Source organism: Falsiroseomonas sp. (assembly GCF_051859025.1).
In the GTDB taxonomy this organism is placed as follows: domain Bacteria; phylum Pseudomonadota; class Alphaproteobacteria; order Acetobacterales; family Acetobacteraceae; genus Falsiroseomonas.
In genome coordinates this window covers 422,049-445,437 of record NZ_JBHYGL010000001.1, presented here as the reverse complement: position 1 = coordinate 445,437, position 23,389 = coordinate 422,049, and the positions used below count along the sequence as shown (strand labels likewise).

17 protein-coding genes are annotated in these 23,389 nt (G+C 70.0%); 6 read left to right on the top strand and 11 right to left on the bottom strand.

What is annotated here, in order from left to right; translation table 11 throughout:
- Positions 1 to 37: 37 nt before the first annotated feature.
- Positions 38 to 1,579 (bottom strand): MmgE/PrpD family protein, encoded by a 1,542-nt coding sequence (locus ACTIE5_RS02225; protein WP_439548062.1) that lies wholly within the window; start codon positions 1,577 to 1,579, stop codon positions 38 to 40.
- 120 nt (positions 1,580 to 1,699) lie between these two features.
- Here ACTIE5_RS02225 and ACTIE5_RS02220 point away from each other — a divergent pair, with 120 nt between their 5' ends.
- The 5 genes from ACTIE5_RS02220 to ACTIE5_RS02200 all read left to right on the top strand — a co-directional run bounded on the left by ACTIE5_RS02220 (position 1,700) and on the right by ACTIE5_RS02200 (position 8,388).
- Complete coding sequence (locus ACTIE5_RS02220) at positions 1,700 to 2,590, top strand: LysR family transcriptional regulator (protein ID WP_439548061.1); 891 nt, start codon at positions 1,700 to 1,702, stop codon at positions 2,588 to 2,590.
- A gap of 205 nt (positions 2,591 to 2,795) precedes the next feature.
- The gene (locus ACTIE5_RS02215; protein WP_439548060.1) at positions 2,796 to 6,035 is read left to right on the top strand and encodes a Calx-beta domain-containing protein; all 3,240 of its coding nucleotides are present in this window, start codon (positions 2,796 to 2,798) and stop codon (positions 6,033 to 6,035) included.
- A gap of 61 nt (positions 6,036 to 6,096) precedes the next feature.
- Positions 6,097 to 6,450, top strand: coding sequence for a hypothetical protein (locus tag ACTIE5_RS02210; RefSeq protein ID WP_439548059.1), 354 nt, complete (start codon positions 6,097 to 6,099; stop codon positions 6,448 to 6,450).
- A 13-nt stretch (positions 6,451 to 6,463) separates the two neighbouring features.
- Entirely contained in the window at positions 6,464 to 7,426 is a 963-nt protein-coding gene (locus tag ACTIE5_RS02205) for an ABC transporter ATP-binding protein (protein ID WP_439548058.1), read from the top strand.
- Positions 7,423 to 8,388, top strand: coding sequence for an ABC transporter ATP-binding protein (locus ACTIE5_RS02200; RefSeq protein ID WP_439548057.1), 966 nt, complete (start codon positions 7,423 to 7,425; stop codon positions 8,386 to 8,388). Before ACTIE5_RS02205 ends, ACTIE5_RS02200 begins: the two co-directional genes overlap by 4 nt.
- Positions 8,389 to 8,496: 108 nt before the next feature.
- Here ACTIE5_RS02200 and ACTIE5_RS02195 read toward each other — a convergent pair whose 3' ends face one another.
- From ACTIE5_RS02195 to ACTIE5_RS02175, 5 genes are read right to left on the bottom strand one after another with little or no spacing between them, the layout of a single operon-like run.
- The gene (locus tag ACTIE5_RS02195; RefSeq protein ID WP_439548056.1) at positions 8,497 to 10,209 is read right to left on the bottom strand and encodes a formylglycine-generating enzyme family protein; all 1,713 of its coding nucleotides are present in this window, start codon (positions 10,207 to 10,209) and stop codon (positions 8,497 to 8,499) included.
- Positions 10,206 to 10,592: a VOC family protein gene (locus ACTIE5_RS02190; protein WP_439548055.1), complete on the bottom strand. Its 387-nt coding sequence runs from the start codon at positions 10,590 to 10,592 to the stop codon at positions 10,206 to 10,208. Before ACTIE5_RS02190 ends, ACTIE5_RS02195 begins: the two co-directional genes overlap by 4 nt.
- Before the next feature lie 36 nt (positions 10,593 to 10,628).
- Complete coding sequence (locus ACTIE5_RS02185) at positions 10,629 to 11,450, bottom strand: ABC transporter permease (RefSeq protein ID WP_439548054.1); 822 nt, start codon at positions 11,448 to 11,450, stop codon at positions 10,629 to 10,631.
- On the bottom strand, positions 11,447 to 12,460 hold the full coding sequence (locus tag ACTIE5_RS02180; RefSeq protein ID WP_439548053.1) for an ABC transporter permease: 1,014 nt from the start codon (positions 12,458 to 12,460) through the stop codon (positions 11,447 to 11,449). Before ACTIE5_RS02180 ends, ACTIE5_RS02185 begins: the two co-directional genes overlap by 4 nt.
- A gap of 3 nt (positions 12,461 to 12,463) precedes the next feature.
- On the bottom strand, positions 12,464 to 14,029 hold the full coding sequence (locus ACTIE5_RS02175; RefSeq protein WP_439548052.1) for an ABC transporter substrate-binding protein: 1,566 nt from the start codon (positions 14,027 to 14,029) through the stop codon (positions 12,464 to 12,466).
- A 155-nt stretch (positions 14,030 to 14,184) separates the two neighbouring features.
- On the opposite strand from ACTIE5_RS02175, the gene ACTIE5_RS02170 reads away from it, so the two are divergent.
- Positions 14,185 to 15,933 (top strand): ShlB/FhaC/HecB family hemolysin secretion/activation protein, encoded by a 1,749-nt coding sequence (locus tag ACTIE5_RS02170; protein WP_439548051.1) that lies wholly within the window; start codon positions 14,185 to 14,187, stop codon positions 15,931 to 15,933.
- Here the strand turns inward: ACTIE5_RS02170 and ACTIE5_RS02165 are convergent.
- Genes ACTIE5_RS02165 through ACTIE5_RS02145 form a run of 5 tightly spaced genes read right to left on the bottom strand, consistent with a single transcriptional unit; the run spans position 15,927 to position 23,369 of the window.
- Complete coding sequence (locus tag ACTIE5_RS02165; RefSeq protein WP_439548050.1) at positions 15,927 to 16,856, bottom strand: NAD(P)-dependent oxidoreductase; 930 nt, start codon at positions 16,854 to 16,856, stop codon at positions 15,927 to 15,929. The genes ACTIE5_RS02170 and ACTIE5_RS02165 overlap by 7 nt on opposite strands.
- Positions 16,857 to 16,910: 54 nt before the next feature.
- Positions 16,911 to 18,080, bottom strand: a complete 1,170-nt coding sequence (locus tag ACTIE5_RS02160; RefSeq protein ID WP_439548049.1) for a mandelate racemase/muconate lactonizing enzyme family protein — start codon at positions 18,078 to 18,080, stop codon at positions 16,911 to 16,913.
- Between the two features lie 18 nt (positions 18,081 to 18,098).
- On the bottom strand, positions 18,099 to 19,628 hold the full coding sequence (locus tag ACTIE5_RS02155; protein WP_439548048.1) for an ABC transporter substrate-binding protein: 1,530 nt from the start codon (positions 19,626 to 19,628) through the stop codon (positions 18,099 to 18,101).
- 34 nt (positions 19,629 to 19,662) lie between these two features.
- Positions 19,663 to 21,288 (bottom strand): hydantoinase B/oxoprolinase family protein, encoded by a 1,626-nt coding sequence (locus ACTIE5_RS02150; protein ID WP_439548047.1) that lies wholly within the window; start codon positions 21,286 to 21,288, stop codon positions 19,663 to 19,665.
- 11 nt (positions 21,289 to 21,299) lie between these two features.
- Positions 21,300 to 23,369 (bottom strand): hydantoinase/oxoprolinase family protein, encoded by a 2,070-nt coding sequence (locus tag ACTIE5_RS02145; protein ID WP_439548046.1) that lies wholly within the window; start codon positions 23,367 to 23,369, stop codon positions 21,300 to 21,302.
- Between the last annotated feature and the right edge of the window lie 20 nt (positions 23,370 to 23,389).

The window sequence follows — 23,389 nt, the reverse complement described above, 5'->3', positions numbered from 1 at the left end:
GATGCGGGTACTCGTTAACGATCAGACAAGACGCGTCTCAGAAGATCCCGGGCTTGGCGTCCAGCAGCGTGCCCGCCGGCAGCGCCACGTTCAGCGCCGAGAGTTCGCCCGCCGGCAGGCTCGCCAGGTTCTGCGCGGCCTCCAGGAAGCGGTTCTGCTCCCGCACCGTGATGATGCCGTCGGTCAGGATGCGGAACTTGTTGATGTACTGGTCCCGCGCGAAGGGGCGGGCGCCGTTCGGGTGGGCATTCGCCACGCCGAGCTCATCAACCAGCTTCGTGCCGTCCTTGAACAGGATCTCGACCCGTCCGCCGAAGGACAGCTCCTCCGGATCGCGGGAGTGGTACTTGCGCGTCCACTCCGGGTCCTCGGTCGTCTCGATCTTGTGCCACAGGCGGACGGTATCGGCACGGCCGGCGCGCTTTGGCGCGTAGCTGTCCACATGGTGCCAGCGCCCGTCCTGCAGGGCGACGGCGAAGATGTACATGATGGAGTGATCGAGCGTCTCCCGGCTCGCCTTCGGGTCCATCTTCTGCGGGTCGTTGGCGCCAGTCCCGATCACGTAGTGGGTGTGGTGGCTGGTGTGGATGATGATCTTCTCGATCGCCTCCATGTCCTGGATCTGCTCGCGCATCCGGAACGCCAGGTCGATCAGCGCCTGGGACTGGTACTCGGCGCTGTGCTCCTTCGTGTAGCTGTCCAGGATGGCGCGCTTGGGCTCGCCGGCCTCGGGCAGCGGGACCTCGTAGTAGGTGGGGTCATAGACCGTCTTGCGGCCCTTGCTGTCGGCCTGCGTGCGGCCGGAGAGCACCCAGGCAATGACGGAATCCTCGCCTTCGTAGATCGGGCTCGGCGCGCCTTCGCCGCGCATGCAGCGGTCCACCGCCTCGATCGCCAGCTTGCCGGCATGGGCGGGGGCATAGGCCTTCCAGCTGCTGATCTCGCCCTTGCGGGACTGGCGGAAGGACACGCTGGTGTGCAGCGCCTGCTGGATGGACTGGAACACCACCTCCTGCTTCAGGCCGAGCATGGTGCCGATGCCGGCGGCCGCGGCGGGGCAGAGATGGGCGATGTGGTCCACCTTGTGCTCATGCAGGCAGATCGCACGCACCAGGTTGATGTGCAGTTCATAGGCCGTGGCCAGGCCGCGCAGCAGGTCCTTGCCCGACTTCCCCATGGCCTGCGCCACCGCCAGCATCGGCGGGATGTTGTCGCCGGGGTGGGAGTAGTCGGCCGCCAGGAAGGTGTCGTGCATGTCCAGCTCACGCACCGCCGTGCCGTTCGCCCATGCCGCCCATTCCGGGCTGACGGTGGTGCCGGACTTCACGCCGAACACGGTCGCGCCGCCCGCCTTCTTGGCGTGACCCAGCGCCATGCCGCGGGCGGAGACGACCGGCCGGCGGTTGATCGCGGCGATGGCGACGGAGGCGTTGTCGATGACCCGGTTGATGATCATCGCCTGCACGTCCTTCTGGACGGCAACCTTGTCCACGGCCACGCCGGCCATCTTCCAGGCCAGCTGGTCCTCGCGCTTCAGCAGCGCCTTGGACGGGTGGACCTTCACCGGATGCAGCTTCATCAGCGTTCCCCATTTGCTTCGGATAGTGACGCGACGTTTTGGACCCGCTTTGCGTGATCGTCCATTCCGATTGGCGTCGTGGCGCGATAGCCTTTCCGTATCGGATGGACCGCAGCGCCCATGGATTTTCGCCTCGTCAGACGGCTCGGCCATTTTCTCGCGGTGGCGGAGGAAGGGCATTTCGGTCGCGCCGCCGCGCGGCTCGGCATCTCCCAGCCGCCGCTTACCGCGCAGATCCAGGCGCTGGAGAAGGAACTCGGCGTGCGGCTGCTGGAACGCAGCGGCAAGGGCGCGCGCCCGACGCGGGAGGGTGAGGCCCTGCTGCCGCTGGCGCGCCGCATGGCGCAGGATGCGGGGCAGATCGAATCGCTCGCCCGCGACCTCCGCGCCGGGCGCAGCGCGCCGGTGGCGCTGGCCTGCGTCACCTCCGCCCTGTTCGACTACCTGCCGCCCCTCGTCCGTGGCCTGCAGGCCGCGCGCCCGGCCTCCGCCATCGCGGTGCGGGAGATGGATACGGCGGATGCGGTGGAGGCGCTGCGCCGTGGCGAGGTCGACCTCGCGCTGTTGCGCCTGGACCGCGACCGCCATCCCGTGAAGCTGCGCCCGCTGGGCCAGGATGTGCTGGCGGCCGCGCTGCCGGAGGAACATCCGCTCGCGAACCAGACAGGCCCCCTGCCGCTGGCGGCGCTGGCGGATGAGGCGATGCTGGTCCTGCCGCGCGGCATCAGCCCCGCCTATTCCGATGCCATGGTTGCCGCCTGCCACGCCGCGGGCTTCGCGCCGCGCGTGACGCGCGAAGTGGGCTCCGCCATGGCGCAACTCGGCTTCGTCGCCGCCGGCCTCGGCGTGGCCCTGGTCAGCGCCGGCATGGCCCGGCTGCGCCCGCCCGGCGTCGCCTTCCGCGCCCTGGAAGGGCCCATCCACGCCGTCGGCGTGGCGCTGGCCTGGAATGCGGAGCGGGAGAATGAGGCAACGCGCCTGGCACTGGAACTCGCCGATAGGTTGTTTTAGAGGAGCCAAACAATTACTGAATGAGTTGCCGATTCATCCATGATGCGATAACGAGCCGGTAACGTTCGGGTTCGTTCAGTGCATCGGCCATGGTTGGACAGGGCCCCATCCCGCCACCGTGGGTCCCGTCCGCCCGGCGCCGCGCCGGGCGCCTTCACCGTCCTGCACCCGCGATCCCCGGCACCAAGGCAGAGGCTGAACCCGGATGAGCGGCACTTTCACCATCGATTCCACCAACACGTCCGAAGGCGATGGCGGCGGGGCCATCACGGCGCAGTTCCTTGTCAGGCGCAGCGGGCCAGTGGACCAAGCCTGGATCGGGTACTGGACGGTCAGCCCGACGGGGGGGAACCCCGCGGGCCTGGACGATTTCTTCGGCACCGCCTTCCCCTCCGGCACCGTGACTTTCGCGGCCGGCTCGCGATCCGCCCTCATCACCATGACCCGCCGCGGCGACACCACCGTCGAACCGGATGAGACCTTCCGCATCGACCTGGCGGCGACCAGTGGCGGCGTGTCCATCGCCAGTGGCATCGTCACGATCCAGGACGACGACAACTGGTACCGGATCGTCGCGCCGCCCGCCTCCATCACCGAGGGCGCCGACGCGGTCTTCACCGTCCGCCGCAGCCTGGCCACGGAAGCCGTGACGCTGACCTGGACGGCCGCCGCATCGGGATCGTCCAGCGCCGCCAGCGCGGCCGATTTCGGCACGACCGGCGCTTTCCCGACCGGCACCATCACCTTCGGGGTCGGGGAGACCTCGAAGCAGTTCGTGGTGCGGCCGGTCCTCGATGGCCGGATCGAAGGCAGCGAAACCGTCGAGATCAGGCTGTCGGGCATGCCCGATGGTGCCGTCAGGACATCCACCGGAAGCTTCACCACCCTGATCACGGATGGGGAAGCCGGGGTTTCGATCAGCGCCAGCCAGTCGAGCCTGGTAGAAGGCCAGCCCGGCAGCGGCACGGCCGCGGAAACGTCCTTCCTGTTCCAGGTCACGCGGTCCAGCGGATCGGGCCAGCAATCCGTGGACTGGGCCGTGACCGGCAGCGGCACGGCGCCGGCGAATGCGGCCGATTTCGTCGGCGGCGTCCTGCCCTCCGGCCGCGTCACCTTCGCGGATGGCGAGACGACCCGGACGATCGAGGTCAAGGTCGCGCGCGACCTGACGCCGGAAGTCGATGATCGCTTCACGGTCACGCTGAGCAACCCGTCCGGCGGCCTGGCGATTGCGACCGCCGCCGCCTCCAGCACCATCACCAATGACGACACGCCGGCGGCCTTCAGCATCGGCGCCGGCGTCGAATCCAGGCCGGAGGGGCAGTCCGGCACATGGGACTTCCAGTTCCTCGTTTCGCGGTCAGGCGCCACGGCGGTCACCCATGATGTCGGGTGGCGGGTCGTCTTCCCGGGCGATGGATCGCTGACGGCGGCAGATTTCGGGACCAGCACCTTCTCCGGCACGCTCCGCTTCGCCCCCGGCGACTCCCTGAAGATGATCTCGCTGCCGGTCCGCGGCGACCGGACAGCGGAAGCATCGGAAGCACTCACGGTCGAGATCTTCGCCCCGAACGATGATCCCAATGTCCAGATCGAGACCGGCACCGCGACCACCATCATCACCGACGACGATGTCACCTACCGCATCGTCGCGGATGCCGCCGCGGTGCGGGAAGGCGAGGCCGGCACGACGCCCTTCAGCTTCACCATCTCCCGCACCGGGCCGGCCACGACGGAGCAGGAGTTGGACTGGCGCGTCGCGCTGGATGCCGGGTCCACGACGAATGAGGCGGATTTCGATGCCGCCAGCCTTTCCGGCACCGTCACCCTCGCGGCCGGGGAGGCAAGCCGCACGATCACGATCAACGTCGCCGGCGACACGGAGTGGGAGGGCGATGAACGCTTCAGGGTGCAGCTGCTCTCCCCCGGCACATCGACCGTGCTGGCCAGCACCACCGCGACCATCCTGAATGACGAAACCCGGTTCGACATCCAGTCCGCCAGCGTGCAGCGGGCCGAAGGCCATACCGGCACCACGCCCTTCATTTTCACCGTCACTCGCGCGGGCCTGCTGGCGGAAGCCGCTTCCGTCGCCTGGTCCGTCGCCGGCAATGGCACCGTCCCGGCCGATGCGGCGGATTTCGCGGGTGGGGTCCTGCCAAGCGGCACCCTGACCTTCGCCGCCGGCGAAACCTCCCGCACCATCACCGTCAACGTCGCCGGTGACCGGGTGGTGGAACGCGCGGAACGCTTCACCGTGAACCTCTCGACGACGGAGGCCAGCCATTCCCTCGACGATGCGAGTTCGCTCGGCATCATCCTGGCCGATGACAGCGGCGTCGCCATCACCGCCCACCAGGCGGTGCGGACGGAAGGACACCCCGGCGCCAGCACTCCCTTCACCTTCCACGTGACGCGCACCGGCGCCACCGATACCGCGCAATCCGTCGCCTGGTCGGTCGCGGGTGTCGGCACCTCCCGGACCGGCGCCTCGGACTTCGTCGGCGGCGTCGCGCCCTCCGGCGTCGTCGAGTTCGCCGTCGGCGAGACGCGGCAGACCATCACCATCAACGTGGCCGGCGATTCCAGCCGCGAACTGGACGAAACCTTCGCCGTCCGCCTCTCCAGCCCCACCAACGGCCTGCTGATCGGCCAGGCGGAAGCGCAGGGCACGATCCTGCGGGACGAAACGGTGATGTCCATCGCCAGCACCACCGGCAGCGCGGCGGAAGGCACCGGCGGCACCACGCCCTTCACCTTCACCGTGACCCGCACCGGCTATGTGGATGCGGTCCAGACCGCCAACTGGTCTGTCGTCAATTCGGGCAGCAACGCCGCCTCCGCCGCCAATTTCGCCGGCGGCAGCATGCCGCGTGGCACGGTGCGCTTCGAGGCGGGCGAAACCACGCGCACCATCACCATCAACGTCGCCAGCGACACCACGGCGGAAAGGGACGAGAACTTCGCCGTCAAGCTGACGGGCGCCAGCGCCGGTGTCACCTTCTCTCCCGCGCAGGCGGTGGCGACGATCCTCAACGACGACACCAATGTCGGCATCACAGCCCTTTCCGCCAGCAAGGCCGAGGGCAATACGGGCACCACGCCCTTCACCTTCGCCATCACCCGCACCGGCCTGCTGGATGCGGAGCAGAGCGTTTCCTGGGCCGCGGGCTCGCTCGGCACCAACCGCGCGACGGCGGCGGATTTCGCGGGCCGGGTCCTGCCCTCCGGCAGCGTGACCTTCCTGGAGGGCGAGGCGCGGAAGGTCATCACCCTCGACGTGCTGGGCGATACGGTGGTGGAGGCGGCGGAAGCCTTCATCGTCCGCCTCTCCGCCCCCAGCGCCGGCCTCGTCATCACGACCGCCTCCGCCACCGGCCTGATCGGGAATGACGACGCGGCGCCCAGCGCCCGCCTGCTTCCCCCGGCGGATTGGGTGCTGTGAGCCGCCTGTCGTGAAACCGGACCCCGCAGACAAACCCGCCCCGTTGCGCTAGACCGTCGGTATGGATCTCTCCCCGGACCAGGTCAGGGCGGCGCGCGCCGCCGGCTGCACCTTCATCGCCGCCACCGAAGACCAGGTGGCTCGCCTCACCATGCAGCGGCGGATCTTCCGCATCGATGGTGCGCCCCACCTCGCGCGCCGCGCGCAGAGTGGGTTCTACGAGACCTACGGCACCCTCGCCCCCCTGCTGGGCCCGAGCGAGACCGGCGAACCCCCGGCGCCCCCGGCCGAAACCCTGCAGGAAGCCGAGGCCGCCGATGCCTCCGCCACCCTGGCCCTGGCCGCCGAAAGCCGGGGCGGGCGTGGTGCGCAGGTGATCCGCCGTGGCCGTCCGCGCAGCCCGCGCGGCGGCTGAACCACCCGCCTGCATGACCGCGCCGCTGCTCGCCCTGCGCGGGCTGCGCGTCGCCTTTCCCAGCCGGCGCGGCCTGGTCCGCGCCGTGGATGGCGTAGATTTCGACATCGCGGGCGGTGAGGTCCTGGCCCTGCTGGGCGAATCCGGCTGCGGCAAATCCGTCACCTCCCTCGCACTCATGGGCCTCCTCCCCGCCACGGCGCGGGTGGAGGGGGAGATCACCTTCCAGGGCCGCGACCTGCGCGCGATGGACCCGGCTTCGCTGCGCGCGCTCCGCGGCGATGCGCTCGCCATGGTGTTCCAGGAACCCATGTCGTCGCTGAATCCGGTCCTCACCGTCGGCCGCCAGGTGGCGGAGGCGCTGGTCGCCCATGGCCGCGCCGATCGCCGCGCCGCCAAGGCCCGCGCCATCGAATTGTTCGGGGAGGTCGGGCTCTCCGACCCCGCCAGGCGCTACGGCGCCTATCCGCATGAATTATCGGGCGGCATGTGCCAGCGCGTGATGATCGCGATGGCCATCGCCTGCGACCCCGCGCTGCTGATCGCGGATGAACCGACCACCGCGCTGGACGTGACGATCCAGAAGCAGATCCTGGCGCTGATCGAGGATCTCCGCCGCCGCCGCGGCACCGCCGTGCTGCTCATCACCCATGACCTCGGCGTGGTGGCGGAGAATGCGGACCGGGTCGCGGTGATGTATGCCGGCCGCATCGTGGAGACGGCGCCGGTGCGGGACCTGTTCGCCGCCCCGCGCCACCCCTACACGCGCGGCCTGCTGGATTCGATGCCCGACCTGGATGACGAGGACGCCATCCTCCACGCCATCCCCGGCCAGGTGCCGGACCTCGCCGCACTGCCGCCGGGCTGCGCCTTCGCCGCCCGCTGCCCGCGCACGACGGAGCATTGCCTGGCGGAGGCCCCGCCCCTTCTGCCGCACGGCCCGGGCCGCGCCGCCCGCTGCTGGCACCCGCTGTGACGCCGCTGCTGAAGGCCGAGGGCCTGACCAAGCACTACCGCGTCGCCCGCCCCGGCCTGTTCGCCCCGCGCCCCGTGCTGCGCGCGGTGGAGGATGTGTCCTTCGAGATCGCGGAGGGCGAGACCTTCGGCCTGGTCGGCGAAAGCGGCAGCGGCAAATCCACCACCGCCCGCCTGGTGCTGCGCCTGGTGCCCGCCACGGCGGGGCGCGTCGAATACCGGGGCCGCAGCGTGCTCGACCTGCCGGCCCGGGATTTCCGCCCGCTGCGGCGGGAGATGCAGATGGTCTTCCAGGACCCCGCCGGCTCGCTCAACCCCAGCTACAGCGTGCAGGACATCATCGAGGAACCGATGATCGTCCACCGCACCCCCGCCACGGCGGCGGAGCGGCGGGAGCGCGTGGCCGCGCTGCTGGCGCAGGTGGGGCTGGACCCCAGCCACGCCGCCCGCTGGCCGCATGAATTCAGCGGCGGCCAGCGCCAGCGCATCGGCATCGCCCGGGCGCTGGCGGTGGAGGCGAAGCTGCTGGTGGCGGATGAACCGGTCTCGGCGCTGGATGTCTCCGTCCAGGCGCAGATCCTGAACCTGATGCGGGCGCTGAAGGACCGGCACGGCCTGTCCTACCTGTTCATCGCGCATGACCTGGCCGTCGTGAAGCATATGAGCGACCGGGTGGCCGTGATGTATCTCGGCCGCATCGTGGAACAGGCGCCGCGCGCCGAGATCTGGCGCCGCCCCGCCCATCCCTATACGCGGATGCTGCTGGACGCCGTGCCGCGCGCGAGAGTGCCCGACCACCGCGCCGCCGCCGTGCCGCCGGGCGAGATCCCGAGCCCCGTCGCACCGCCCCCCGGCTGCGCCTTCCACCCGCGCTGCCCCGCGCGGATGGCGATCTGTTCGCAGCAGGCGCCCGTGGCGAAGGCGATCGCGCCCGGCCATCTCGCGGCGTGCCATCTATACTGACCTCAGGCGCCGGCGCCCGCTAAGCGGGCTTGGCTTCGCGCCTACGCGCTGGCGCATCGGGCCAGGAGCGTGCCCGGCGCGCGGGGCCACTGTGTGGCCCAGGGGCAACTATCCCACCACCACCCTGAACCCGTTCCCCCGCCAGAACCCGTCCGGCTCCAGGCTGCCGCGGTAATGCGCATTCGCCTTCTCCGCCGGTGAGGAGAAGCACCCGCCGCGCAGCACGCGCCGCCAATCCGGCGGCGCCTCCGCGGCCTCCCGCCCATCACCGCCGGTCCAGGGGTAGGCGAAGGATGGCAGCGCCATCTCCGGTCCCCAGAGCGTGTGGCACCATTCCCAGACCTGGCCTGCCATGTCCTCCACGCCCCAGGGGGACTTGCCGCGCGGGAACATGCCGACGGCGCAGGGCGCGTTGAGCCCGGCGCTGTCGCCATTGCAGCGATCGCCATCCCAGGGCGTGGCCCAGGGATGCACCGGGGCCTCGCTTTCGGGCTGGCGGCCGCGCGCGGCCCATTCCCATTCGGGCTCGCTGGGCAGGCGCACGATCTCGGTCGGGCCGATCCGGCCCTCCGCCCGCCACGTCTCCGTCAACCAGGCGCAGCAGGCGACGGCATCGCGCCAGGTCAGGTCGGTCGCCGGCGCATTGGCCAGCGCGGGGTCGTCCCGCGCCGGTGACACCCAGGCCCGGCCCATGGCCGCGACGAAGCGCGCATAGACCGCGTTGACCACGGGGTAGCGGCCCATGCGGAGGCCCCCGACCGCCACGCGGTGCATGGGCGCCGACGGCACTGCCAGCGGCGATCCCATCGCCACCTCCCCGCCCGGCACCTCGACCAGCGCGGACAGGTCGCGCGGATCGCCCCGCCGCGCCAATTCCCGCCCCGCCTGCGCGCGCTGCGGCACGCCGAGCCGCCCGCCTTCCACAATGGCGACCAGCGCCGCCACCAGGCCGGGCACCGGCCCCCGCTCGATCTCCGCCGCCAGCAGCGCGCCGGCATCGCCCGTGCGGACCAGGCAGGCAGCCAGCGGCGCGGCGATATCGGGGTCTGCCGCGACGACATGGCGCAGCACGGCGGGCATCCCGGCCTCATCCTCCAGGAAGCGCAGCGCGAGCATGGCGGGGCCCGCATTCTCCAGCATCCGGGCTGCCAGCAGCGGCCGCATGAAGCCGGCATCCAGCAGGTCGGCCTCCGCCGGCGTGGCGCGCACCAGCAGCGTGTCGCGCAGGATCGGCGCGGTCGCGGGCGCGACGCCGAGGCGCTGCGCGACGGCCAGGTAGCCCGGCAGGCCGAAGAGCGGCGCGCGCAGCGCTTCCGTCAGATGTGCCCGCTGCGCCGCCAGCAGCGGCAGCAGGCGATGGCGGCGGAAGCCCTGCGGCAGTACCCAGCCGCCCGCGACGGCCGGATCACCGACAACCAGCGCGCGCAGGCCGGGCCGTGCGGCGATGGCAGCCAGCGGCGCCGGGTCACTGGCATCATCCACCAGCAGCAGCGCATCCGGCGGCAGCGAATCGAGCGCGAGGGCCGGTTCCCAGAACACCGGAGTCGCGCGCGGCGCGTCCCAGGCCTCGGCCTTCGCCAGCCCTTCCTCGTTCCGCACCACCGGCATCGGGTCCGGCGGCGCGCCGCCAGCGAAGCGCGCGACATGGCGCAGCATCGTCGTCCGTCCCGCGCCCGGTGGCGCCAGCAGCAGCAGCTTCGGCGCCTCCGCCGCCAGTTCCAGCGCGGTGCGATGCACCGGCGCGGTCAGGGAAGCGGGGCCGCGCCGCAGGCCCTTGGCGGCGCGATCCTCCTCCGTCCAATCCGTCAGCAGCGGGATCACGTGAAGAGCTTCGCGACCTCCGGATTGTGGAAGCGCTGGATTTCGATCGCGTAGCCCGCGGGGTCCTCGAAGAAGAAATGCTCGCAATAGGTGCCGCGCTGCAGGCCGGTCAGGTTCTTCACGCCCGCCTTCTCCATCCGCGCATGCCAGCCCGGCACATCCTCGGCCACGATGGTCAGCAGCACGGCGCTGGTCGGCTGGTGCTTCAGATGGCCCTTCACGCCATCGACGATGCCGAAATAGCTGCCGGGCGCGATGCGGTAGATGCGGGCCATGCCCTGGTCCAGCACCAGTTCGAAGCCCATCACCCCTTCATAGAAGGGCACGACCGACATCATGTCCTCGTAGTAGAAAAAGGTGATGGCGTAGTCGGGCTTGGACATCGGGGTGCTCCGTTATGCAGCGCGCCGGCGGTAGGTTCATGCCGCTCTCCGGCGGGGGTTGAACCAATCCGCCAGCGCGTCGCCGATCAGGTTGAAGGACAGGACGGCGAGCAGGATGGCGATCCCCGGCGCAAGCGCAACCCAGGGCGCGTCCCGCAGATAGGCCAGGTTGCCCGCGACATCCGCGCCCCATTCCGCCGCCGGTGGCTGCGCACCCAATCCCAGGAATCCCAGGCTCGCCGTCTGTAGGATCGCGCCGCCCAGCGCCAGCGACGCCTGCACCAGCAGCGGCCCGATCCCGTTCCGCAGCACATAGCGCAGCAGCAGCCGCGGCGTGCCGACGCCGATCGCCATCGCCGCTTCCATGTAGGGCTTCACCGAGATCGCCAGTGCCTGGCTGCGCGCCACCCGGGCGAACTGAGGCGCGAGCGTGATGGCCACCGCCAGCATCGCATTCTCCAGGCTCGGCCCGAAGGCGGCCGCCAGAGCGATGGCCAGCACCAGGCCGGGGAAGGCCAGCATGGCATCCACCAGCCGCATCATCACCATATCGGCCGCGCCGCCCGCGAAACCCGCGACGGTGCCAAAGCTGACGCCGATGACGAAGGCCAGCGCCACCACACCGATCCCGATGGCGAGTGTCGCCCGCCCGCCATGCAGCACCCGCGCCAGCACGTCGCGTCCGAAGAAATCCGTGCCCAGCCAATGCGCGGTGGAAGGCGGCACCAGCTTGTTCGTGATGTCGATGGCGATGGGCGATGCCGTGAAGAAGGGCCCGACGAGCACCGCCAGCAGGATCGCCGCCAGCAGCCCCGCCCCCATCAGCGCCAGGCGGTTCCGCGCCCAGAACGCGCTCATGCCCCCATCCGCTTCCGGATGCGCGGGTCCAGCATCGCCTGGATCAGGTCCACCGCCAGCGACACCAGCATGAACATCAGCGCGAAGACCAGCGTGGCGCCCTGGATCACGGGATAGTCCCGGTTGCGGATGGCATCGAACATGAAGCGGCCGATGCCTGGCCAGGCGAAGACCGTCTCCGTCAGGATGGCGCCGCCCAGCATCTCCGCGAATTTCAGCCCGACCACCGTCACCGCGGGCAGCAGCGAATTGCGCAGCGCATGGACGAAGAAGACCGCGCGATCCGGCAGGCCCTTGGCGCGGGCGGTGCGGATGTAGTCCTCGCCCATCGTCTCCAGCATCGTGTTGCGCACGAAGCGGCCGAGGGTGGCCGCCAGGAAGGCCGCGAGCACTGTCGTCGGCAACAGCAGGTGCCGGAAGGCATCCCAGGCGGCCTCCCCATCCCCGTTGAGCAACCCGTCCAGCACCGCGAAGCCCGTCACCGGATCATCGAGGAAGAAAGGGCTGGTCCGGCCGGAGATCGGCAGCCAGCCCAGCGCGATGCCGAACACCAGTTGCAGCACCAGCGCCAGCAGGAAGGCCGGCATGGAAACGCCGAGCAGCGAGACCAGCCGCACCGCATGGTCGAAGCCCGTATTGGCCCGAATGGCGGAAACCACGCCCAACGGAATCCCGACGACGATCGCCACCAGCAGCGCCAGCACCGACAATTCGATGGTGGCGGGCAGCCGCAGCAGGATCTCCTGCGCCACGGGTGCCCCCGTCTTCAGCGACCGCCCGAGATCGCCCTGCAAAAGGCCCCCGAGATACGAGAGAAACTGCATCCCCATCGGCTCATCCAGCCGAAGCTGCGCCCGCAGCGCCGCGATCTGCACATCGGTGGCGCCGGGGCCGAGCAGCGTCACCGCCGGATCGCCCGGGATGAAGCGCGTCAGGTGGAAGATGATGACCAGCACGAGGAAGAGCACCGGCAGCAGCGCCCCCAGGCGCCGCAGCGCGTAGCCCCCCATCAGCTATTCCTTGAACACGCCGAAATACTCGTTCAGGGGCGGCGCGCTGTTCACCACCAGGCCCTTCACATTGGCCCGCTTGAAGACGATCAGCTTGTTGCTGAACAGCCAGGCCGCGGGCACGCGATCCATGATCTGCCGCTGCACCTGGAAATACAGCTGCTTCCGCGCCTCGAAATCCACCGTCGTCTGGGCGCGCAGGATCAGCGCGTCCAGTGCCGCATCGGCCGGCATGCGGAAGGTCATGGCGCTGTCGGCGAGTGACGACAGGTAGCCGATGGTGATGTGCGCATCGGGGTCGTTGTACCAGGGCTGGCGGCCATCCAGCGCCACCTCGAACCGCCCGGCCACATGCAACGCGCGCAGCGCCGGGAATTCCGTCTGCGCCACCGTCGCCTCGATCCCGACAGCCGCCAGGTTGGCCTGGATGAAGGTGGCGACGGCACCCCAGAGGCTGCCCTGGAAGCTGTAGAGCGTGAGCTTCAACTGCCCCGGCTGCACGCCCGCTTCCGCCAGCAGCGCCCGGGCGCGCGCCACGTCGTATTTCGGCGCCATATCGCGGATGGCGGGGTCGAAGGCCCAGGAATTGGTCGGCAGCGGCCCATAGACCCGGTCCGCCGTGCCGCCCAGCACGCCATCCAGCAGCCCGTCATAGTCGATGGCGTGGGTGATGGCGCGGCGGACGCGCACATCCCGCAGCGGCCCCTGCAGGCCGGAATTGTTGAACTCCAGCTGCCGGATGATCTGGCTCGGCACCTCGATCACCTCGATCCCCGGCCGCGCCCGCAGCGCCCGCACATCCTGCGTCGGCAGCGCGGCCAGCTGGGCGTTCTGCTGCACCAGGTCGATTCCGCCATTCTCCAGCTCCAGCCGGCGCGTGGAGGCATCGGGGATGACGCGGTAGATGATGCGCTGAAGGCGGGGCGCGCCGCGGAAATGGTCGGGGTTCGCATCCAGCACCACATCGGTGTCCGGCCGGTAGCTGCGGAACTTGAAGGGCCCGGTGCCGACGGGGTTCACGTTGAACGCCGCCCCATGCCGCGCCACCGCCGCCGGGCTGACGATCGCCGCCTGCGGCTGCGCCAGCAGCGACAGGAAGACCGGCATCGGCTCCTTCAACGCGATGCGCAGTTCCAGCGGCCCCGTCACCTCGATCGACTCGATCAGGCCGAAGGTCGCGCGCATGAAGGGGTTGGTGTCGCGCGTGCGTTCCAGGCTGAACTTCACCGCCGCCGCATCGCAGGAAGTGTCGTCATGGAACTTCACGCCGGGGCGCAGCGCGAAGGTGAACAGCTTCCCGTCGCCCGACACCGTCCAGGACCGCGCCAGCCGCCCTTCCAGCTGCGCGAAGGCCGGCGGCGTCCAGGCCACCAACGTGTCGAAGACGTTCAGGATGATCTCGCTGCCGATCGGCTCCGCGCGGTTCGCGCCGGGCTCCAGCCCCGCGGGATCGGCATTCACCCCCACCACGAGGATGCGGTTCCGCGCCGCCGCCGATTGCGCGGCCGCTCCTTTCGGCAGGGCGGCCAGACCGAGCAGGGAGGCGAGTTGACGCTTGCCGAACTTCATCGCGCTGAATCCTTCTAGCAACCGAACGCTAGCCCACACGGGCACCCGGTCAAGCAATTGCTGCGGCGCGAGCTTGACCTTCCGATCGATAGACGGGAGTGGTGATCGCGCCCAGGTTGTGGCACCCCACGCCACCCGAAAGGATGTCGCCCGGCGTGAGACGCCCCCGCAACGCCCTGCTCCCGATCGGCTTCGGCACGGTGCTGCTGCTGGGCGCGCCGGCGCATGGCCAGGTGCCGCCCCCCCTGCCCGGCATCATCGAACGCGTTGCACCCGCCGAGGCCCCGGCCCTCGGCCCCGCCTTGCTGCCGCCCGAACCCACCGCCGCCACCGGCCCCGGCGCCGCCCGCCGCCTTCCCATCGGGCGCATCGCCATCACCGGCAACACCGCCCTGCCCGCCTCCCTGCTGCGCCCCCTCCTGGAGGGGCAGGAGGCGACGCTAGCGGAGGTCGAGGCCGCGCGCCTGGCCATCCTCGGCGCCTATCGCGCCGCCGGCTTCGCCTATGTCGCCGTCGCCGCCACGGCCAGCAGCGGCACGGCCAGCAGCGGCACGGAAGGTCGCATCGACCTCCGCTTCACGGTGACGGAGGGCTTCATCGCCGACATCGCGCTGGAGGGTGCGGGTATTGGCCCTGCCGAAGCCCAGGTCCGCCGTCTCCTGGCGCCCCTGCTCGGCCAGCGCCCCTTGCCCCATGCCGCGCTGGAACGCGCGCTGCTGCTGGCCGGCGACATCCCTGGGATGGAAGCCCGCGGCCTGCTGCGCCCGATGGAGGGCGATCCCGGCGCGCTGCAATTGCTTGTCCGCCTGACGCGCCGCCCGCTTTCCGGCTTCGCCAGCCTGGACAACCGCGGCTACAGCCTGACCGGCGCCTGGCAGGGGCTGCTGGTCGGCCAGGTGAACAGCCTGACCCGCTTCGGCGAACGCACCGAACTCGCTTTGCTGCGGACGGATGCGAATGGCCAGGGCTTTGCGCAGCTCTCGCAGGAATGGTTCCTCGGCGGCTCGGGCCTCCGGCTCCGCGCCTTCGCGGGTGCGGGCCGCGCGGCACCGGGATCGGCGCTGGCGGCGCTGGGCTACCTCGGCGAGACGCGGGTGGCCGGCATCGGCCTCAGCCATCCGTTGATCCGGTCCCGCCCCCGCAACCTGGTGCTGACCGCGCAATTCGATGCCTTCGACAGCGAGGTGCAGACCCGCCCCTTCCCCGACGCTGCCCGCCAGACCGCCAGCCGTGATTCCGTGCGCGCGCTGCGGTTCGGCATCGAGGGCCAGGCGCAGGACGCCTTCCTGTCCTTCCTGCCCGCCGCCGCCACCAGCACGCTGACGCTCCGCGCGCATCGCGGCCTGGAAGCCCTGGGCGCCAGCGATGGCAGCGGCGGCGGCACCGCCCGCGCCGGCAGCGATTTCAGCTTCACGCGCATGGTCGCGGAAGCATCGCGCCTGCAACCGCTGCTGGTCCCTGCCGAGGGCTGGCTGCTCTCGGCCTACGGGATCGCCGCCGCGCAATGGAGCGACGATTGGCTGCCGCCGGCGGAGAAATTCTACCTCGGCGGCAACCGCCTCGGCCGCGGCTTCCACGCCGGGCAGCTATCGGGCGACCGCGCCATCGCCGGCACGGCGGAGCTGCAACTGGCCACCGAATTCGACCTGCGCTGGCCGAATGGCGGGACGCGCCTTGGCACGCAATTCTACCTGTTCCGGGACGAGGCCCGCGCCGCCGACAATGGCAGCGACATCGCCGCGCGGCATTTGGCGTCCTGGGGCGGCGGCATCCGCCTGCAATTCGATGAGCGCGCGCAGATCGATGTGGAGGCCGTCCGCCGCCTAACCCGCACGCCGGAAGGTGCCGGCGTGCGCGTGCTGGAAGCGGATGCCGTCTATCTGCGGCTGCTGCTGCGCTACTGACCCAGGCCGAGGGTCTTCATGGCTTCCGCCTCCGCGATCGCCGCGGCACGACTACGCGCGCCCCAGGTGGCGCCGCCGATATGCGGCGTCAGGATCACATTCGGCAGCTTGGCCAGGCGTTCCGGCACCACCGGTTCCGTATCCAGCACATCCAGCGCCGCGGCAGCGATGGTGCCGTTCTCGAGCGCCTCGATCAGCGCATTGGTGTCCACCTGCGGCCCGCGCCCGACATTCACGAGGATGCCGTCCTTGCCGAGGGCGGCGAGTTCCGCCGCGCCCACCACGCCCCGCGTCTCCGCGCCGCCCGGCAGCACGATGACGAGGAAGTCGGAGGCCGCCGCCAGCGCGAGCATGTCAGGCAACAGCGTGAAGCCGAGCCCGCGCGCCGAGGGGCGGTCCAGGCCCACCACCGTCATGCGCGCCGCCTGCGCCCGCGCCGCGATGGCCTGGCCGATGCGCCCCAGCCCCGCGATGCCCATCGTGGAGCCGGACAGCGTCTTCCCCGGCCGGAAGCGCCCCTTCGCCACCCAGGTGCCGCTTCGGGCGAAGGCATCCGCCTGCACCAGATCCCGCCCAGCCGCGATGGCGAGGCCCATGGCGAGGTCGGCCACGTCATCCGTCAGCGCCTCCCCCACCGGCCTTACCGCGATGCCGCGCGCCGCCATTCCCGTGAAATCCAGCCTGTCCGTCCCCGCGCCGAGCGAGATCACCTGCCGGAGGTTCGGCAGCTGTGCCAGCATCGCCGCGTCGCAGCCCGTATTCGCCATGGTGATGAGCACCGCGACCTCCGCGCGCTCCGCCTCGCTCAGCGCCGCCACGGCGGCCGGCCCGGTGACGGGGCGCAGCCGCCCGGCTTCCACCAGCTTCGGCATGCGCGCGCCGGGAAGGACATCGTAGAAGATCACGGTTCCGGGCAGCGGCATGGGCGGGGCTTTCCTGTCTCGTGCCACCGCAATGCCGCAGGCCCGCGCGCCTGCCTAGTCGTCCAGCGCGATCTCCGCCCGCAGGAAGGGCGCGACGTTTCTCTCCACGAGGTCCACGCCCAGCCCAGGCCGATCCGGGATCGCCACGCGCCCGTTCCTGACCTGCGGCTCCAGCGGCTGGTCCACGAGGTCGAAATGCGCGGGCACCCGGAAGGGGTAGAGTTCCTGTATGAGAAAATTCGGGATGCACGCATCCACCTGCAACGCCGCCGCGGTCGCGACGGGCCCAGCGCAGAGATGCGGCTGCACCCGCATGTTGTACATCTCCGCGATGGCGGCGATCTTCTTCGTCTCCATCATGCCGCCGACCGTGCCGATATCCGGCTGCACCACCGCCACCGCCCGCAATTCGAACAACCGCTTGAAGCCGTAGCGGGTGTAGAGGCGTTCGCCGGCCGCCACCGGGCAGCGCAGCCCGTCGGCGACCATCTTCATCCCCTCGGGATCGAAGGGATCGACCGGCTCCTCCAGGAACATAAGGTCGAACTCCTCCAGCCGCCGGCCGAGGCGCAGGATGTCGGCGGTGGCGAGTTCCGCGCTCATATCCACCATGATGTCGACCTTGGGCCCGACCGCATCCCGCACCGCCTTCACGCGGGCCACGGCCAGATCCTCGAAATCCCGGTCGAATTCGCGGCGGGAGACATGGGCGAAGATGCCGTTGGGGTGGTTCCGGATCGGCGTCGCCAGCGGATAGAACTTGATCGCGTCGTATCCCGCCTTCAGCGGGATCTCCGCCGCCTTCGCCGTCTCATCCGCCGTCACGGCGCGGAAGGACCAGCCATTGGCGTAGCAGCGGACATCCTTCCGGTAGGACCCGCCCATCAACTGGTAGACCGGCACGCCGAGCGCCCGGCCCTTGATGTCCCACAGCGCCGTCTCGATCGCGCTGATCGCGGCGTAGATGATCGGCCCGCCGCCCTTCGCCCAGAAGGTGTGGTCATAGAGGTCCGACCAGATCGGCTCCACATCATGCGGGTCGCGCCCCAGCACGATCTTCCGCAGCATCTCCTCGATGATGGCGGCGGCGCCGGTGACGCCGATGCCATAGGCCAGCGCGGCCTCCCCCAGCCCCTGGATGCCGTCATCGGTCCAGAGGCGAAGGATCAGGGGCCGCCGCCCGTCGATCTCCGTCAGGTAGATCTGCGCGCGGGTGATCTTCATGGGGCGGCCCCTACTGGTTCAGGCGACTTCGGCGGTCTCGAAGGTCAGGCCGGAATAGAAGGTCAGCGCGCCCGGCATGTTCTTGAAGCCCGTCACCTGGCGGCGCATCGCGTAGCCCTGGCTGCGCCAGGTCAGGCCCACGATCGGCGCCTGGTCGATCGCGATGCGCTCCATCTCCCGGTAGATGTCGCGGCGCTTGGCCGTGTCGAACTCCGCGCGGCCCTGGTTCAGCAATTGCGTGATGCGGTCGATCTTCAGGCCGAAGCTGCGGACGTAGGACGGCGATAGCGAGCCATCGACGAAGTTGGCGATGCCATCGGGGTCGTTGCTATCGGCGGCCGTGCCCATCACCGCCATGTCGAACTGGCCGCGATTGCCGATGGACACCCGCGTCGCCCAATCCGGCATGTTCAGCTCCGCCCGGATGCCGACGGCGGCCAGATGCTGTTGCACCACCTCCGCCGTGTCCTTGTGCATGCCGTATTGCGCGGTGGAGAGCAGGTTGCAGCTGATGCCGTTGGGGTGCCCGGCTTCCGCCAGCAGGCGGCGGGACAAAGCGGGGTCGTACTTCCAGCCTTCCTTGAACTCCGCATTGTAGAAGGGGCTGGATTCCGGCACCGGCAGCTGCATCAGTGGCGATCCGCGCCCGAAGAAGGCGGCCCGCACCAGCTCGTCGCGCCGGATGGCGTGCGCCACCGCGCGGCGTACCCGATGATCGTTGAAGGGAGCCCGGCTCCCGTTGAAGACCAGGAACATGAAGGCGCCGTCCACCGCATCCAGGCTCAGGCGCTGGTCCGCGGCGATGGCATCGAAGGACTGCCAGGGCACATATTCGATGAGGTCCACATCGCCCGACCGCAGCGCGGCGACGCGAAGGTTCTCATCCGCATAGGCCACGGCGCGGATGCCGCGCAGCTTCGGCAGGCCGGGCCGGAAATAGCCGCGGAAGGGCTCGAGGTCGATCGAGGTGCCGCGTTCCTGCGCGCGGATCATGAAGGGCCCGGCGCCCACGAAGGTGCCGCGCGGCGAGTTCCGGGAGATGATCGGCAAATGGTAGGACGCCATCCAGATCGGCAGCGTCGCCACCGGTTCCTTCAGGAAGATGCGCACCGTCAAATCGTCGGGCGTCTCCACCCGCTCCACCCCCTGCATCTCCGCCCGGAAATAGGCGGTGGAGCGTTCGGCCGCGATCTGCTCGATGGTCCATTTCACGTCCGCCGAGGTCACCTTCTCCCCGTTCTGGAAGCGGGCGTCGCGCAGCTTGAACTCCCAGCCCTGCGTGCCGATGGGCGACCAGCTTTCCGCGAGTTCGCCCCGCAGCGCGCCATCCGGGCCGTAGGAGGTGAGGCCGCGATAGATCATCAGCTTGATCGTCGCCGCCGCCGTGCCGGTGTTCTGCCAGGGCTGGATCGACGGCGGGAAGGAGGAGAGGGCGAAGCGCAGCACGCCCCCCGTCTGAGCCCTGGCCCCCGGCATGCGGAGAAAGGGCAACATGCCCGCGGCGGCGGACCCCGCCAGGACGGCACGACGCGATGCTGACATGCTCATTGGTTCTTTCCCTTCCCTGTTTCCGGACAACGACTTACGCAGTGTGGCGATAGACCTCGCGCGCGGTGGCGGCGCTGATGGTGCCCTCGGCCAGGTCGCGGGCCAGGGCTGCGGGTGAGCGTGCTGCCGGCGGGCCGTAGCCGCCAGCGCCCGGGCTCACGATGGCGAACCACTGTCCCGCCTTCAACTCCGCATTGTCACGCTCGAACACGACGCCAGGCCCGCATTCCACCGCCCCATGCCCGCCCGGGCCGCCGCCCAGCAGGCCCCAGGATTGCGAGGTGAGGCGGGAGACATCGACGCGCACGCGGCAATCCTCATCCGCGCGATACACGCGCCTGAGGCCCATGCCACCGCGGAAGGTGCCGGCGCCGCCGGAACCCTCCACCAGCTCGTAGCGCAGCAGGGTCAGCGGATACTCGGTCTCCAGCGCCTCCACCGGCAAATTGGAGGTGTTGGTGACATGCACATGCACGCCATCCAGCCCGTCCTTCGTCGCCCGCGCGCCGCCGCCGCCGCCCATCGTCTCCAGGTACACCCAGATCGGCCCGTCGCCCTTCCGCTGACCGATGAAGGTGGCGACGGTGCAGACGGAATTGGAACAGGCCGTGACCCGTTCCGGCACCGCCTGAGCCAGCGCGCCGAGAATCAGGTCGGAAACGCGCTGGCAGGTCTGCACCCGGCCATTCACCGCGGCGGGATGCGTGCAGTTCAACACCGTGCCCGAAGGCGCCGTGATGGTCAGCGGGCGCGCCAGCCCGGCATTCGGCAGGATGGTGGGATCGACCACGGACTTGACCACATAATAGGCCGTGGCCAGCAGCGCCGTGTAGGTCATGTTGAGGCCGGCGCGGAGCTGCCTCGGGCTGTCGAAATGCAGCGACATGGCATCGCCCGCCACCGTCACCGTCACCTTCAGCGGCAGGTGGGTCGTGACCTCCGTGCTCTCGAAGACATCCTCGAACACCCAGGTCCCGTCGGGGATGGCGGCGATGCCGGCGCGCATCTTGCGCTCGGCATAGTCCAGCAACGCCGCGCCGGCGCCAAGCACGACCCCCGTGCCGTATTTCCGGCACAGCGCCTGGAAACGCTGCACGCCGACGCGGTTGGCCGCCATCTGGGCGCGCAGGTCGGACAGGCGTTCGCGCGGCACCTGGCAGTTCAGCAGGATCAGGTCCAGCACATCCTTCTGGATTTCCCCGGCGCGATACAGCCGCACCGGCGGGATGCGAAGCCCTTCCTGGTAGATGTGCTGGTGGCCGCGATCCGCGAAGTCCGAATGGTGCGCCAGGTTGACCGTCCAGGCGACGATCCGGCCCTCTACGAAGATCGGCTCCGCCAGCACGATGTCCGGCAGATGCGTGCCACCGCCGGCATAGGCGTCATTGCCCACGAAGACATCGCCCGGCTGCATCGCCGCCACGTCATGCAGCTTCAGGATATGCGGCACGATGCCGATGAAGCTGCCGAGGTGGATGGGGATGTGTTCCGCCTGGCACAGCGTGTTCCCCGCTATGTCGAAGAGCGCGGTGGAACAGTCCCGCCTTTCCTTGATGTTGGTGGAGTAGGAGGCGCGGATCAGCGCCTCCCCCGTCTCCTCGACGATGGAGGACAGCGCCGCGCCGATCACCTCCACGGTGATGGGATCGAGGGTGCTCACGGCGATATCCATCAGCCCGCGACCTCCAGGATGAGGTTGAGATAGGCATCGACGCGCGCCGTCATGCCAGGCAGCACCACGGTGGTGGTGTCCATCTGCTCGACGATGGCGGGGCCGGTGAAGGCGTTGCCGGGGTGCAGCGCATCGCGGCTGTAGATCGGGGTTTCCACGAAGCCGCCGGCCTCCGGGAACCAGACCTCGCGCTTGCCGATGATGGCGCCCGATGCATCCGGCCCGCGATCGGGGTGCGATGCCAGCTTCGCCTTGGCGACGCGGCCCGTGGCTTCCAGGCGCAGCGTCACGAGCTGGATCGGCTCCTCCTCCGCCACGAAGCCGTAGCGCTGGCGGTGGCTTTCGGTGAAGCCGGCGGCGAGGGCAGCGATGGTCTCCACCGTCACCGGCCCCGGCGGCAGGGCGATGGGCAGTTCGTAGTTCTGGCCGGCGTAGCGGATATCCGCCGTGCGGGTCAGCGCGCGGTCGCCCTCCGCGATCTCCTCATGCGCGAACCAGTCTTCCGCCCGCGCCACCAGCCCATCGAAGGCCTGCGCCACATCGGCGACCGAGGCCTCGGTCGCCGGCATCAGCCTGGTCGCGGCGAAATCGGCACGAAGGTCCGTCAACAGCAGCCCCATGGCGCAGAGAATGCCCGGGTTGCGCGGCACCAGCACGCGCTTCATGTCGAGCTCGATCGCCAGCCTGGCCGCATGCAGCGGCCCCGCGCCGCCGAAGGCCATCAGCGTGTAGTCGCGGGGGTCATAGCCCCGCTGGATGGAGATCACGCGGATCGCGCGCGCCATGTTGGCCGTGACGACGCTGATGATCCCCTGCGCCGTCTCCATCACGCCAAGGCCGAGCGTCGCAGCCATCCCGGCGATGGACGCCTTGGCCAGCGACTGATCGATCTTCATCCGCCCGGCCAACAGGTATTCCGGGTTCAGCGTCTGCAGCACAACATTGGCGTCGGTCGTCGCCGGTTCGCTGTTCCCGCGCCCGTAGCAGACCGGCCCCGGGTCCGCCCCGCAGCTCCGCGGCCCCACCTTCAGCAGCCCGCCGCCATCGATATGCGCGATGGAGCCGCCACCCGCCCCGACCGTGTGGATGTCCAGCATCGGCGCCTTGATGGGGTAGCCATGCACGGTCGCTTCTGACGCCAGCTTGCACTGCCCGCCATTCAGCAGCGCCACATCGGTGGAGGTGCCACCCATGTCGAAGGTGATGAGGTCCGGGAATCCCGCCAGCGCCCCGATCGCCTGCGCGCCGACCACGCCCGTGGACGGCCCCGACAGCACCGCCCGCACCGGCATCGCCGCCGCCGTGCCGAAGCCGATGACGCCGCCATTGGATTGCGTGAGATGCGGCGTCGCCGTCATGCCGAGGTCGCGCAGCCTTGGCGTCAGGCGCTCGATATACCGGCGCATGACCGGGCCGAGATAGGCGTTCAGCACCACCGTCGAAAGCCGCTCGAACTCCCGGAACTCGGGCGCGATCTCATGCCCGGCACTGATGAAGACCTCCGGCATCTCCTCCCGCAGGATTTCCACCGCGCGGGCCTCATGTTCCGGCCGGATGAAGCCGTAGAGGAAGGACACCGCGATCGCCTTCACCTCCGCCGCCTTCAGCGCGCGGGCGGCGGCGCGCACCGCATCCTCATCCAGCGCCAGGTCGATGCGGCCGTCATGGCGCACACGCTCCGCCACCTGGAAGCGCAAATCGCGCGGCACCAGCGTCGGCGGCTTGTCCGCCTGCATGTCATAGAGGTCGGGGCGCTTCTGCCGCCCGATCTCCAGCAGGTCCCGGAAGCCATCCGTCGTCACCAGGCCCGTCTTCACGCCGCGATGCTGGATCAGCGCATTGGTCGCGACCGTGGTGCCATGGCCAAAATAGGTGATGGGCGCGCCGGGCTGCGCAGCCTCCGGCGCCACCATCCGCATGCCTTCCTCGACGCCCTGCGCGATGCCGCGGGAGGGATCGTCGGGGGTGGAGGACACCTTCCACACCTCGACCCGGCCGTCATCCTCGTCGAACAGGCAGACATCCGTGAAGGTGCCGCCGGAATCAACGCCGACCCGCCAACGCGCCATGCTTCGCCATCCTCAACAAG

Coding starts and splice junctions, on each gene's coding strand:
- ACTIE5_RS02220 (WP_439548061.1), top strand. CDS start 1,700: ATGGATTTTCGCCTCGTCAGACGGCTCGGCCATTTTCTCGCGGTGGCG.
- ACTIE5_RS02225 (WP_439548062.1), bottom strand. CDS start 1,579: ATGAAGCTGCATCCGGTGAAGGTCCACCCGTCCAAGGCGCTGCTGAAG.
- ACTIE5_RS02180 (WP_439548053.1), bottom strand. CDS start 12,460: ATGGGGGGCTACGCGCTGCGGCGCCTGGGGGCGCTGCTGCCGGTGCTC.
- ACTIE5_RS02145 (WP_439548046.1), bottom strand. CDS start 23,369: ATGGCGCGTTGGCGGGTCGGCGTTGATTCCGGCGGCACCTTCACGGAT.
- ACTIE5_RS02155 (WP_439548048.1), bottom strand. CDS start 19,628: ATGAGCATGTCAGCATCGCGTCGTGCCGTCCTGGCGGGGTCCGCCGCC.
- ACTIE5_RS02210 (WP_439548059.1), top strand. CDS start 6,097: ATGGATCTCTCCCCGGACCAGGTCAGGGCGGCGCGCGCCGCCGGCTGC.
- ACTIE5_RS02185 (WP_439548054.1), bottom strand. CDS start 11,450: ATGAGCGCGTTCTGGGCGCGGAACCGCCTGGCGCTGATGGGGGCGGGG.
- ACTIE5_RS02205 (WP_439548058.1), top strand. CDS start 6,464: ATGACCGCGCCGCTGCTCGCCCTGCGCGGGCTGCGCGTCGCCTTTCCC.
- ACTIE5_RS02190 (WP_439548055.1), bottom strand. CDS start 10,592: ATGTCCAAGCCCGACTACGCCATCACCTTTTTCTACTACGAGGACATG.
- ACTIE5_RS02160 (WP_439548049.1), bottom strand. CDS start 18,080: ATGAAGATCACCCGCGCGCAGATCTACCTGACGGAGATCGACGGGCGG.
- ACTIE5_RS02215 (WP_439548060.1), top strand. CDS start 2,796: ATGAGCGGCACTTTCACCATCGATTCCACCAACACGTCCGAAGGCGAT.
- ACTIE5_RS02175 (WP_439548052.1), bottom strand. CDS start 14,029: ATGAAGTTCGGCAAGCGTCAACTCGCCTCCCTGCTCGGTCTGGCCGCC.
- ACTIE5_RS02165 (WP_439548050.1), bottom strand. CDS start 16,856: ATGCCGCTGCCCGGAACCGTGATCTTCTACGATGTCCTTCCCGGCGCG.